Raw genomic sequence first — 12,103 nt, forward strand, 5'->3', positions numbered from 1 at the left:
GAATTTCTAGTCCATTATGCCTAATTATCACATTAAAACTTGATATTTTTGTAACAAATTTATAAACAAAAGTAAAAAATTTGTTTACGCCTACAGAAATCTATTCAACAAAAAAAACGGTCAACTATGACCGTTTTTTCAATTAGAAATCTACTCCTCACTCAGCAACTTCAATTCCCGTCCACGAACCTGTGCTTTCAAAATCTGCACAAATTCGTCCACGTCATAAGTGCCTAAATCCGCCCCTTTGCGAGTTCGTACGGCAATTTTATTTTCAGCAATTTCTTTATCGCCACAAACTAGCATATAAGGCACACGGCGTAAGGTATGTTCACGGATTTTGAAACCAACTTTTTCGTTGCGTAAATCGGATTTTACACGCAAACCTGCATCCGATAATTTTTTGGTGACGGCTTGAACATAATCCGCTTGGCTATCGGTGATATTCATCACCACCGCTTGCACTGGGGCTAACCATGCAGGGAAGAAACCGGCATATTCTTCGGTGATAATACCGATAAAGCGTTCGATTGAACCTAAGATCGCACGGTGGATCATTACAGGCGTGCGGCGGTCGTTGTCTTCTGCCACATAAGAGGCATTTAAGCGACCTGGTAAGGCGAAGTCTAATTGAATCGTGCCGCATTGCCATTCACGACCTAAACAGTCACGCAAGGCAAATTCAATTTTCGGGCCGTAGAATGCACCCTCACCTTCTTGAATTTCGTATTCCAAGCCGTTATGACGTAAGGCGTTGGCTAATCCTTCTTCCGCACGATCCCACATTTCATCTGAACCGATACGGCTTTCTGGACGGGTGGACAATTTCACGGCGATATTGGTAAAACCGAATGTGCTATAAATATCGTACACCATTTTAATACAGCTGGTGACCTCGCTTTCAATTTGCTCTTCCGTACAGAAAATATGGGCATCATCTTGGGTGAAACCACGCACACGCATTAAACCATGCAACGAACCAGACGGCTCATTACGGTGGCATGAACCAAATTCTGCCATACGAATTGGTAAATCACGATAAGATTTCAAGCCTTGGTTGAAAATCTGCACATGTCCCGGGCAGTTCATGGGTTTAATGGCATATTCACGGTTTTCGGACTGTGTCGTGAACATTAAATCGCCGTAGTTTTGCCAGTGACCTGTCCGCTCCCAAAGCACGCGATCCATCATGAAAGGACCTTTAACCTCTTGATAATCATACTCTTTTAATTTGGTACGCACAAAGGTTTCCAATTCACGGAAAATCGTCCAACCGTCATTATGCCAGAACACCAAACCTGGGGCTTCTTCTTGCATATGGTATAAATCTAAGGCTTTACCAATACGGCGGTGATCCCGTTTTGCAGCCTCTTCAAGGCGAGTTAAATGCTCGGTTAATTGTTTTTTATCCGCCCACGCCGTGCCGTAAATCCGTTGCAACATTTTATTTTTACTGTCGCCACGCCAATACGCCCCTGCTACTTTCATCAATTTAAAATGTTGGCAAAAACGCATATTCGGCACATGCGGCCCACGGCACATATCAATATATTCTTGGTGATGATACAAAGCAGGCGTTGCCGTGCGTTCAATGTTTTCATCTAAAATCGCCATTTTATAAGGCTCGCCACGACGTTCAAAGGTATCCCGTGCTTCCTGCCACGAAACGGGCTTTTTCACCACGTCATAATTGGTTTTGGCTAATTCCAGCATGCGTTTTTCGAGAGCATCAATATCTTCTTGGGTAAGCGAACGATCTAAATCCACGTCATAATAAAAGCCGTTTTCAATCGTCGGGCCAATTGCCATTTTGACATCAGGGAATAATTGTTTAATCGCATGCCCCAATAAGTGAGCCGTGGAATGGCGGATAATTTCCAAACCATCTTCGTCTTTGGTGGTAATAATTTCTAATTTGCTATCTTCTGAAATCACATCGCAAGCGTCTTTACGCTCGCCATTAACACGCCCTGCAATGGTCGCTTTGGCAAGACCAGCACCAATACTTTGTGCAACTTCTAATACAGAAACAGGGTGATCAAATTGACGTTGAGAACCGTCGGGTAAAGTAATAATTGGCATTTTCTATCCTTGTTACAGTGGTCGCCCATACGAAAGGCGACTTGTTGAATTTAAATAAATCGTAGGGGCGGATCGATGTATCCGCCCGAAAATCACGCTCCGTCAATCAACGGGCGGATACATCGATCCACCCCTACAATGTCATTGACTAAAAGTGCGGTACATTTTAGCATAATTTTTCAAAAATTTGACATTCGTCACAGATTATTGCTAAAAATAAGTTTATGATAATATCAATCATAGCGGTCATTTAAGGGGTAGCGTATGTGGAAATCAGTTTCTCAAGTATTGGCGGATCAATTTGGTGCCTATTATTCCATCAAAGAAAAAGACAAAGTACACACGGGCGAAATGCACGAATCTTGGTTAATTGATGATGGCATACAACCTGTTTTTGCCAAAACTAACGATAAAACCTATCGTTCTATGTTTCGAGCGGAGGCCGATCAAATTGAGTTATTAAGCAAAACTCGCACCATTGATTTACCGAAAGTTTATGGCGTAGGTTGTTCGCAAAATCATAGCTTTTTATTGTTAGAGGCCTTGCAATTAGATACGCCAACGCCTGAACAATTTGCCCAATTTGGCGTAGCGTTGGCGAATTTGCATAAAATCAAGGGTTCAGAAAGTTACGGCTTGGATTTTGACACTTGGCTTGGTTCGGTCTATCAACCGAACGAATGGCGAACTAATTGGGCGACGTTTTTTGCCGACCAACGTATCGGGTGGCAATTACAAATCTGTAAAGAACAGGGAATCAATTTCGGTAATATTGAAGACATTGTTGCCACAGTAGCAGCTCGACTAGCCAAACACAAGCCTATACCGTCTTTGTTACACGGTAACTTATGGATTGAAAACTGCGGTGCATTTAACGGAAAAATTTACAGCTATGACCCTGCTTGCTATTGGGGCGACCGTGAATGCGATTTAGCCTTTACTGAACTGTTTGAGCCATTCCCTGATGAATTTTATGAAAATTATCACCGCACTTATCCGTTGGCGGAAGATTATATTGAACGCAAACCGATTTATCAGCTTTATTATTTACTTAATTTTAGCCACCGATTTAGAGGACATTATGTGGAATTGACAAAACGGTTTTTGGAATTAATTTTGTAAAAAAATTGGATAAAAAAACACCGCACTTTATGAAAAAAATCAAAAAGTGCGGTGTTTTTTTCGTTTTTTTAAATGGCTTTATCCGTATAAAGTCCAATACCCGTTAATTTCGCCATAGTTTGCACATAATTTTTCAAACCTTGAGGCAACACTAACCCTTTCACGCACGTTAAATTCCGCAACATTGGGAAAAGCATAATATCTTCAATAGATAATTGCTGACCATTGGCTTTATCTTCCGCCAAAATCAACGCATCAAGAACCAGTAAATCTTGTTGCAACTTCGCAATATATTGCGCCGATTGTGCAAGATTTTCGGCAAAATCACCAATAAAAGCCGTCTTTTTATTGATAAAATAATCTAATGCGCCTTTCGTTTCATATTCAGGTAAACCCAACTGTACAAAACGAGGTAATAGCAAGTGATTATAATAACTGCCAATTTGCTTGATTGCCGCCTCCGATTCAGGGCGAACCACATCAAACAGCAATTTTTCGCCGTAATTATCATCTACATAACGCACAATATCTAAACTTTCTGGCATGGCAGAACCGTCCTCTTTTTGCAAAATCGGCACAGCTTTTTTGCCAATTAACCCCACTGGCGTGGTTTCATCATCATTTTGAATATAAACCAATTCAACCGCTTGCTTTTTCAAACCGAAAATCATTCTCGCACGCACACAATAAGGGCAGTGATCAAACACATAAAGTTTCATATTTTCTCCTCTATTTACCAGTTAAATATTTCAAATAATCTTATCCATTGTTCATCTAACCCTGCTGTCACCTGAATTTTTTCATTTGTGACAGGGTGACGAAATTGCAATATTTCCGCATGTAACATCAATCGATTTACGCCTGTTTGTTCTGCCAACGCTCGATTTTGACGTAAATCACCATATTGGGTATCGCCCAAAATCGGGTGAAAAATATGTTTCATATGACGGTGTAACTGATGTTTTCGCCCTGTTTGTGGAGTTAAGCGCACCAAAGAATAACGTGCTGTTTGATATTTCCCTACTGCATAAGGCATTTCTACCGTTTTTAAACCTTGATAATCGGTGATTGCCGATTGTGGCTCTTTATTCTCTTGAGCAAATTTATCTGCAATTTTATCTAATTGAATTTTTAATGGATAATCAATGCGTTCTTCCCCAGTTAAATAACCACGCACCACCGCTAAATAGCTTTTCTGTACGGTTTTGCTTTCAAACTGCTGACACATCAAATTCGCCATTTCGCTATTTAAGGCAAACAGCAATACGCCCGACGTAGGACGATCCAAACGATGAATTGGGAAAACATGCTGACCAATTTGATCTCGCAACGTCTGCATGACAAACTGCGTTTCGTGTCTATCTAACCAACTGCGATGTACCAACATTCCCGCAGGTTTGTTCACTGCTACAAGATATTGATCTTGATATAAGATTTCTAGCATTGGCTTAACAGCTTTTCAATTTCAATGATCGGCCTTAACAATTCGCCTAACCGCTCTTGTTCTTTTAAAGCCTCTTCCACATAAGGCGAAATGGCTATTTTGCTCGGCAACACAGCCCCACTGTCTAACAACGCCCACATTCTCGGAATAAAAATCCACTGCAACCATTCGTGAGCTTGCAAATAATCAATGGCAAAAGGTTCTTGACTGGCAAAGGCTTGTTCAGACGGCGGCACGGTTTGCCATAGATCGAGTTCTTGCAGGATTTTTTGTAGATTTCGTAGATGTTGTTTAGTTTGTTCGTGCATAGTTAATGGCTCGCAATCCATTCTTGTAAAGCATTATTCATGCGTGTTTGCCAACCATTCCCCGTCGCCTTGAAATGTTGCAGAATATTTTCATCAAGACGAATCGTGATTGACTTTTTAGGGCTCACTAAACGTGGTCTGCCGATCAATTTTTTTTGTAGTGATAACGGCAATTCATTTACTTGTTTAGCACTCGCAAACATTTCATCTGTCCATTCAGGATTATCGTCCGTAATTAACTCAGGATTGACGGTATTGTTCATATTTTTCATTCTCCCGTTTATTGGGTTTACTAAACTAACTCATGGTAACACTATTAACTTTTTCTTGAATTGCAGTTCCAACAAACGCATTTAACGACATATCGCCCGCAGCGATTACTGCCATACGGTGTAATTCTTCACTAATCCGCACATTAAACACACCTTTAAATGGCTTATCTGGTGTTTTGCCTAAACTGGCACAATCGCTTAAATATAAATCCACAGATGCACGGAACTCTTTTTCTAAGTCAGGCAAAGTTTCTGCTTCGTATGTCACCAAATCCCGAATATAAGCTAATTTACCAAATAGCACATTATTTTCTAAGTCTGGCTCAATCGTGCCGACATAGCCTTTGTAATTTAACAATGTCATAATATACCTACCTGTTTTATTAGGTATTAATTATAGTTACATATCCAACCTTTGCAATGAATTTTAAATGTTATCTACTATTTTGATCTCAATCCCTTATTCAGGTAAGATAACCCTCATTATTAAAGGAAACCAACATGTACCTTATCGACATCTTTTTACAAAACCAACAGCCCGAACGACATCAACAGCAATTTATTATGCTCGGTGAACTCATTGATGAATGGCGGTATAACGGCCAAATTCTTGGGCGAGAAATTCCTGTGTTTCAAGCGGAACAAGAAAATCAACAAGGCTTTGGCATCAAGGTAATTTGCCCTGAACAACATAGCCTATTGCCCGAACATAATAACAGCGAAGTCAATCGTTGCCTTGAAAATTTGGAAAAGTGCGGTGTTTTTTTGCAGAGTTTTCAGATTGTGGCGGATGATTTGATGTCCGATCAAACCAATCAAAGTGATCCCACATGGCAAGTGCTTTACACCACTTATTTACGCTCCAGTTCGCCAGTGGTGAACGGTGATAATCTTGCACCTATTCCGTTGTATAAACTGGCCCAAAACCAACCGCACTTAAGCCTAGATTTAATCAAATGGCTAGAAGATTGGCAGGCTTGCGATCAGTTGCAAATGAATGGGTCGGTGTTGGAAAAATCTGCACTCCCTGAAATTTCGGATTTTAACAGCACATTAAGTAAACATGGGCGAGCGTTATGTCAGGAAGTAGAACAAATATCAGGTGTGCCAACCTATTATTATCTGTACCGTATCGGCGGTGAAAGTTTGGAAACGGAACGAAAACGCCATTGCCCTTGTTGTGGCGGCGATTGGGCGTTGGCAAAACCTGTTGCTGACGTATTTTATTTTAAATGTGACGCTTGCCGTTTAGTGTCCAATTTATCGTGGCATTTTTTATAACCCCTTTTGAAGAGAAATTACATGCAAGACTATATTATTGAAATTAATGAACAAAATCTCACGGAAACATTGCAACGTTCACAACAAACCCCCTTGGTGGTGGTATTTTATGCCCCAAGTCACGAAACTTCGCTTAATTTCACCGCGGTTTTGGAACGTTATGCGGACAAATATCAAGGGCAATTTTTGCTGGCGAAAGTCAACTGTGAAACTCAACAACAAATCGTGATGCAATTTGGTATTCAAGCCTTGCCAACCACGTATTTATTTAAAGAGGCTCAGGCGGTAGATGCTTTTCAAACGGCGTTACCAGAAGATCAACTTGAACAGCATTTAGCCTTGATTTTACCCAAAGAAGAAGAAATTAAATTCAATTTAGCCTTGGATTTTTTACAGGCGGAAAACTATGATGCGGCCTTGCCATTACTAAAAGATGCATGGTTGGCTTCAGAGCAAAAAAACAGCGATATTGCACTACTCTATGCGGAAACCTATATTGCGATTAAAAAAACCGAACCGGCACAGGAAATTTTAAATAAAATCCCACTGCAAGACCGAGATAGTCGTTGGCATGGGTTAGTCGCCCAAATTGAGCTATTAATCAAAGCCGCCGACACGCCAGAAATCCAGCAATTGCAAGCAGATTACGCCAATAATCCACGCCCTGATATTGCATTAAAGTTAGCCGTACAACTTCATCAAGCTAACCGAGATGAACAAGCGTTAGAATTACTGTTTAGCATTTTACGTCAAGATCTCAATGCGGAAAATGGCGAAGTGAAAAAACAATTTTTGGAAATTGTGGCGGCTCTTGGGACAGATCCGCTGGCGAATAAATATCGCAGACAGGTTTATTCACTATTGTATTAGCACAAATTTGGTTATAATAAACAAAAGTTATGATTAACAAGGAATTTTTATGTCAGACATTAAACACAGCAAATTATTAATTTTAGGCTCCGGACCTGCCGGTTACACCGCGGCCATTTATGCGGCTCGGGCAAATTTAAAACCGGTTTTAGTGACCGGTTTACAACAAGGTGGACAACTTACCACCACCACTGAAATTGAAAACTGGCCGGGGGATTTTGGCGATACTACTGGGCCGGAATTAATGCAACGCATGCTACAACATGCGGAAAAATTTGATACTGAGATTGTGTTTGATCATATCGGTAAAGTAGATTTATCTAGTCGTCCATTTAAACTGTATGGCGATGTGCAAACCTTTTCTTGTGACGCCTTGATTATTGCGACAGGGGCGTCTGCTCGTTATTTAGGCTTACCATCAGAAGACGCTTTCAAAGGCCGTGGTGTGTCCGCTTGTGCCACTTGTGACGGTTTTTTCTATCGTAACAAACCGGTTGCCGTGATTGGAGGGGGCAATACGGCGGTGGAAGAAGCCTTGTATTTAGCCAATATTGCCAGTGAAGTGCATTTAATTCACCGCCGTGATAGTTTCCGTGCGGAAAAAATCTTAATCGACCGTTTATACAAAAAAGTAGAAGAAGGTAAAATTATTCTCCAAACGCACCGCACTTTAGACGAAGTGTTAGGCGATAATATGGGCGTAACCAGCGTACGCTTGAAAGATACGCAATCGGATAACACCGAAGAATTAAAAGTTGATGGGGTCTTTGTGGCGATTGGGCATGCACCCAATACCGATATTTTCCAAGGACAATTGGAACTCAATAATGGCTATATTGTGGTGAAATCAGGCTTAGATGGCAATGCTACCGCAACAAGCGTAGAAGGTGTTTTTGCGGCCGGTGATGTAATGGATCATAATTATCGTCAAGCCATTACGTCGGCCGGTACAGGTTGTATGGCTGCCTTAGATGCAGAACGTTTTTTAGATGCGTTAGCTTAATTTTTTCGGCTAGGATCTAGCGGATATTTATCTTTGGAGTGATTTTGGGCGAACCTGTATTTGTTAAGGTTCGCCCCTAAAATTTTATAAAAAATGGAAAAACAACGTCAAAAATATTTGTTTAAATGGTTGCGAGAACAGCAGAAACCGATAAAGAAATTATTAAGCCTAAATGTTGGCTTAGCGACTTTATCTTCTTTAATTTTGGTCGGACAAACTTGGTTGCTAGCAAGTCTTTTACATCATTTTATTATCCAACAAACACCACGCAGTGAATTACTTCCCTATTTTGTCGGCTTAGTTATCGGTTTTGCTTTACGTGCATTGATTTTATATCTGCGTGAAAAAATCGGCTTTAACTGCGGTCAAAAATTACGCAATATTATCCGCCAACAAATTTTAGATAAAATTCATGCGGTTGGACCGGCAACCATTCAAGGTAAACCTGCAGGCAGTTGGGCCAGTTTAATGTTGGAACAGGTGGAGAATCTGCATAATTTTTATTCACGCTATCTGCCCCAACAAATGCTGTCGGCGATTGTTCCGGTGATTATTTTAATTGCTGTTTTTCCGCTTAACTGGGTGGCTGGTTTAATTTTATTATTCACTGCTCCCCTTATTCCTGTTTTTATGATTTTAGTCGGTTTGGCGGCGTCGGATAAGAATCAGCAAAATATGGCTATTTTAGCGAAATTAAGCGGACAATTCCTCGACCGTTTACGTGGGCTAGAAACGCTACGTCTGTTTAATCGTGCCGAAGAACAAACGGCACATATTGAAACTTCTACTGAAGATTATCGCATTAGCACCATGGACGTATTAAAAATGGCCTTTTTATCGTCTGCGGTGTTAGAATTTTTTACCTCGGTGTCTATTGCCATTGTCGCGGTTTATTTTGGTTTTAGTTATCTTGGCCAAATTGATTTTGGCAGTTTTAGTGATAACACTGGCATTACCCTATTTGCCGGCTTTTTCTGTTTAATTCTCGCCCCTGAATTTTATCAACCGTTACGTGATCTTGGCGTGTATTATCACGACCGAGCTGCCGCTATTGGGGCTGCGGATGCGATTGCAGAATTTATTGAAACCGACTATCAAACGGTACAATCTGACCACGATCAACAAATTCCCGCCCAAAGTGCGGTGGAAATTGTGGCAGAAAATTTGGTGGTCTTGTCACCGCAGGGCAAAGCACTCACTCAACCGCTTAATTTTCATTTAGCTAAACAATCTAATACTGCTTTAGTCGGACAAAGCGGAGCAGGAAAAACCTCATTAATCAATGTATTACTCGGTTTCTTGCCTTATCAAGGTAGCCTAAAAATTAATGGCATAGAACTCAATCAAGCCGATCTTACCCAATGGCGAAAACAAATTGCATGGGTGGGGCAAAATCCATTGTTATTGCAAGGGACGATTAAACAAAATCTGTTACTCGGTGATATTCAAGCCACGGACGAACAAATTGATCTCGCATTAAGCCAAGCCAATGCCAAAGAATTTACCGATCACATTGGCTTGAATGCGGAAATCAAAGACGGTGGCGTCGGCGTATCCGTAGGACAAGCTCAACGCTTGGCCATTGCTCGAGCCTTATTGCGTCAAGGTAATTTGTTGTTATTAGATGAACCGACTGCGAGCTTAGATGCGAAATCTGAAAATCAGGTGCTGACGGCGTTATATCAAATTAGCCAAAACCAGACCACCTTGATGATTACCCACCGCATTGAAGATTTAAAACAATGTGATCAAATTTTGGTGATGCAACAGGGGCAGCTTGTGCAACAAGGACATTTTGAGCAGTTGCAACAGCAAGGTTATTTTGCTGAACTTTTGGCACAACGTCATCAGGACGTACAATAAGAGAGAAAATATGCGTTCATTACTTCCTTTTTTATCCTTATTTAAACAAGCAAAATTCCCCCTGTTTTTAGGCGTGGTATTAATGATTGGGGGACTTGCCAGCAGTATTGGCTTGCTGACACTCTCTGGCTGGTTTTTATCTGCCACCGCCATTGCCGGAGCAGGGGCATTATTTAACTATTTTTATCCATCATCAAGTGTGCGTGGATTGGCCATTGGTCGTACCGCCATGCGTTATGCGGAAAAAATTGTCACGCATGATGCCACTTTTCGTATTTTAGCGAAATTGCGTGTTCAGGTATTCAGCAAGATTATTCCGCTCTCCCCTGCGGTATTAAATCGTTATCGCAACAGCGACTTGCTTAACCGTTTGGTGGCAGATGTGGATACGCTTGATAGCCTGTATTTACGCTTAATTGCCCCTTTCATCAGTGCCGTTACCGTGATTGGCATGATGACATTGGCACTGAGTTTATTTAATCTTCCACTCGCCTTATTAATTGGTGCAATCCTGTTGATTTTATTACTGATTATTCCAACGGTGTTTTATTTTTTAGGTTTAACGTTTGGTGCAAAACTGACACAATCTCGCTCGCTATATCGTATGCAATTTGTGGAATTTATCCAAGCTCAAGCAGAATTATTGCTGTTTAATGCACAAGATAATCTGCAACAAAAACTAAATCAAACAGAACAACAATGGCAGAATTATCAACAACGTGAAAGTAATTTATCCGGATTTTCCACCGCTGTTTTAATGTTTGCCAATGGCTTATTAGTGGTGTTGACCTTATGGATTTCCGCCAATATTGAATTTGCGATTGAAGAATATCGTCTGGCATTTATTGGTTTGTTTACGCTGTCAGCCTTGGCGTCTTTTGAAATTCTTATGCCTTTGGGGTCTGCTTTTTTACATATTGGTCAGGTGATCGCCTCTGCGGAACGTGTCAGTGAAATTATTGATCAACCGCCGCTGGTGGAATTTAATGGGACAGAAACTGCGGTGAACTTTGGTGACGTTTTATTTGATATAAAACAAGTCAGTTTTGGCTATCCTGAACGGCAAGATATTGCCTTAAAACAAGTGAATTTACACATTAAACCGAATCAAAAAGTGGCCATTTTAGGCAAAACTGGCAGTGGAAAATCAACACTATTACAACTGTTAGTCCGCAATTATGATTCCATATTAGGGGAAATTCTGTTCGCTAATAAACGGATTTCTGCTTATACTGAAACCACTTTACGCCAACACATTGGCTTTTTAACCCAACGAGTTCATGTGTTTAGTGACAGTTTGCGTAACAATTTGCAATTTGCGACGGCTACCCCACTTTCTGATGAAAAAATGCTGACCGTATTAAATCAAGTCGGCTTGCAAACGTTGACAGAGCAAGGCTTAGATCAATGGCTCGGTGACGGCGGACGTCCGCTTTCTGGCGGAGAACAACGTCGTTTGGGCTTAGCACGGATTTTACTCAATGACGCACCGATTTTATTGTTAGATGAACCCACTGAGGGCTTAGACCGAGAAACCGAACGTCAAATGTTAGCCTTGATTTTGCAACATTGCCAACACAAGACCTTAATTATGGTGACACACCGTTTAACAGCGATTGAGCAGTTCGATAATATTGTGGTAGTTGATAATGCAGAATTGGTGGAACAAGGCACTTATGCGGAATTAAGTCAAAAACAAGGTTATTTTCATGCGTTAATTCAACGCCTCTAATAAAAAAATAACTCATGAACTGAAAACAGTGCGTGAGTTATTTTTTCATCTGTTATTTTAGAAAATAGCGGCGCTTAATCCCACCACAATACCTAATGAAAGGACAACCATCACCATTGCATAACC

Annotated in this window: 12 protein-coding genes; 6 read left to right on the top strand and 6 right to left on the bottom strand. The window is 40.8% G+C overall.

Annotated elements, in window-relative coordinates:
- Nucleotides 1–150: 150 nt before the first annotated feature.
- Nucleotides 151–2,082 carry a threonine--tRNA ligase gene (gene thrS / locus ACTG7L_RS05220; protein WP_439327701.1) on the bottom strand — a complete coding sequence of 644 codons (1,932 nt, stop codon included), beginning with the start codon at nucleotides 2,080–2,082 and terminating at the stop codon, nucleotides 151–153.
- A gap of 264 nt (nucleotides 2,083–2,346) precedes the next feature.
- On the opposite strand from thrS, the gene ACTG7L_RS05225 reads away from it, so the two are divergent.
- Complete coding sequence (locus ACTG7L_RS05225; protein ID WP_439327702.1) at nucleotides 2,347–3,204, top strand: fructosamine kinase family protein; 858 nt, start codon at nucleotides 2,347–2,349, stop codon at nucleotides 3,202–3,204.
- A gap of 68 nt (nucleotides 3,205–3,272) precedes the next feature.
- Here the strand turns inward: ACTG7L_RS05225 and grxB are convergent, their stop codons facing one another.
- The 5 genes from grxB to ACTG7L_RS05250 are packed head-to-tail and all read right to left on the bottom strand — an operon-like array spanning nucleotide 3,273 to nucleotide 5,592.
- Nucleotides 3,273–3,923 (bottom strand): glutaredoxin 2, encoded by a 651-nt coding sequence (gene grxB / locus ACTG7L_RS05230; protein WP_439327703.1) that lies wholly within the window; start codon nucleotides 3,921–3,923, stop codon nucleotides 3,273–3,275.
- Nucleotides 3,924–3,937: 14 nt separating this feature from the next.
- A complete protein-coding gene (truC, locus tag ACTG7L_RS05235) occupies nucleotides 3,938–4,648 on the bottom strand; it encodes a tRNA pseudouridine(65) synthase TruC (RefSeq protein WP_439327704.1) in 711 nt (236 codons plus the stop codon).
- Complete coding sequence (locus ACTG7L_RS05240) at nucleotides 4,642–4,956, bottom strand: YqcC family protein (RefSeq protein ID WP_439327705.1); 315 nt, start codon at nucleotides 4,954–4,956, stop codon at nucleotides 4,642–4,644. Before ACTG7L_RS05240 ends, truC begins: the two co-directional genes overlap by 7 nt.
- 2 nt (nucleotides 4,957–4,958) lie before the next feature.
- A complete protein-coding gene (locus ACTG7L_RS05245; protein WP_439327706.1) occupies nucleotides 4,959–5,219 on the bottom strand; it encodes a BrnA antitoxin family protein in 261 nt (86 codons plus the stop codon).
- Nucleotides 5,220–5,253: 34 nt separating this feature from the next.
- Nucleotides 5,254–5,592, bottom strand: a complete 339-nt coding sequence (locus ACTG7L_RS05250) for a type II toxin-antitoxin system HicB family antitoxin (protein ID WP_439327707.1) — start codon at nucleotides 5,590–5,592, stop codon at nucleotides 5,254–5,256.
- A gap of 137 nt (nucleotides 5,593–5,729) precedes the next feature.
- Between ACTG7L_RS05250 and ACTG7L_RS05255 the strand changes: the two genes are divergently transcribed.
- From ACTG7L_RS05255 to cydC, 5 genes are all read left to right on the top strand, one after another.
- Nucleotides 5,730–6,509, top strand: a complete 780-nt coding sequence (locus ACTG7L_RS05255; protein WP_439327708.1) for a Zn-ribbon-containing protein — start codon at nucleotides 5,730–5,732, stop codon at nucleotides 6,507–6,509.
- Nucleotides 6,510–6,530: 21 nt separating this feature from the next.
- Entirely contained in the window at nucleotides 6,531–7,379 is an 849-nt protein-coding gene (locus ACTG7L_RS05260) for a co-chaperone YbbN (RefSeq protein ID WP_439327709.1), read from the top strand.
- A 49-nt stretch (nucleotides 7,380–7,428) separates the two neighbouring features.
- Nucleotides 7,429–8,382, top strand: coding sequence for a thioredoxin-disulfide reductase (gene trxB, locus ACTG7L_RS05265; RefSeq protein WP_439327710.1), 954 nt, complete (start codon nucleotides 7,429–7,431; stop codon nucleotides 8,380–8,382).
- A gap of 93 nt (nucleotides 8,383–8,475) precedes the next feature.
- The gene (cydD, locus tag ACTG7L_RS05270; protein WP_439327711.1) at nucleotides 8,476–10,245 is read left to right on the top strand and encodes a heme ABC transporter permease/ATP-binding protein CydD; all 1,770 of its coding nucleotides are present in this window, start codon (nucleotides 8,476–8,478) and stop codon (nucleotides 10,243–10,245) included.
- Between the two features lie 10 nt (nucleotides 10,246–10,255).
- Nucleotides 10,256–11,977: a heme ABC transporter ATP-binding protein/permease CydC gene (gene cydC, locus ACTG7L_RS05275; RefSeq protein WP_439327712.1), complete on the top strand. Its 1,722-nt coding sequence runs from the start codon at nucleotides 10,256–10,258 to the stop codon at nucleotides 11,975–11,977.
- Nucleotides 11,978–12,103 lie beyond the last annotated feature (126 nt).

The sequence above is a fragment of the Lonepinella sp. BR2357 genome (assembly GCF_051851525.1).
In the GTDB taxonomy this organism is placed as follows: Bacteria; Pseudomonadota; Gammaproteobacteria; order Enterobacterales; family Pasteurellaceae; genus Lonepinella.

What these genes read in the sequence shown, in the direction of transcription:
- thrS (WP_439327701.1), bottom strand. Translation starts at nt 2,082, where the DNA reads ATGCCAATTATTACTTTACCCGACGGTTCTCAACGTCAATTTGATCAC.
- ACTG7L_RS05225 (WP_439327702.1), top strand. Translation starts at nt 2,347, where the DNA reads ATGTGGAAATCAGTTTCTCAAGTATTGGCGGATCAATTTGGTGCCTAT.
- grxB (WP_439327703.1), bottom strand. Translation starts at nt 3,923, where the DNA reads ATGAAACTTTATGTGTTTGATCACTGCCCTTATTGTGTGCGTGCGAGA.
- truC (WP_439327704.1), bottom strand. Translation starts at nt 4,648, where the DNA reads ATGCTAGAAATCTTATATCAAGATCAATATCTTGTAGCAGTGAACAAA.
- ACTG7L_RS05240 (WP_439327705.1), bottom strand. Translation starts at nt 4,956, where the DNA reads ATGCACGAACAAACTAAACAACATCTACGAAATCTACAAAAAATCCTG.
- ACTG7L_RS05245 (WP_439327706.1), bottom strand. Translation starts at nt 5,219, where the DNA reads ATGAACAATACCGTCAATCCTGAGTTAATTACGGACGATAATCCTGAA.
- ACTG7L_RS05250 (WP_439327707.1), bottom strand. Translation starts at nt 5,592, where the DNA reads ATGACATTGTTAAATTACAAAGGCTATGTCGGCACGATTGAGCCAGAC.
- ACTG7L_RS05255 (WP_439327708.1), top strand. Translation starts at nt 5,730, where the DNA reads ATGTACCTTATCGACATCTTTTTACAAAACCAACAGCCCGAACGACAT.
- ACTG7L_RS05260 (WP_439327709.1), top strand. Translation starts at nt 6,531, where the DNA reads ATGCAAGACTATATTATTGAAATTAATGAACAAAATCTCACGGAAACA.
- trxB (WP_439327710.1), top strand. Translation starts at nt 7,429, where the DNA reads ATGTCAGACATTAAACACAGCAAATTATTAATTTTAGGCTCCGGACCT.
- cydD (WP_439327711.1), top strand. Translation starts at nt 8,476, where the DNA reads ATGGAAAAACAACGTCAAAAATATTTGTTTAAATGGTTGCGAGAACAG.
- cydC (WP_439327712.1), top strand. Translation starts at nt 10,256, where the DNA reads ATGCGTTCATTACTTCCTTTTTTATCCTTATTTAAACAAGCAAAATTC.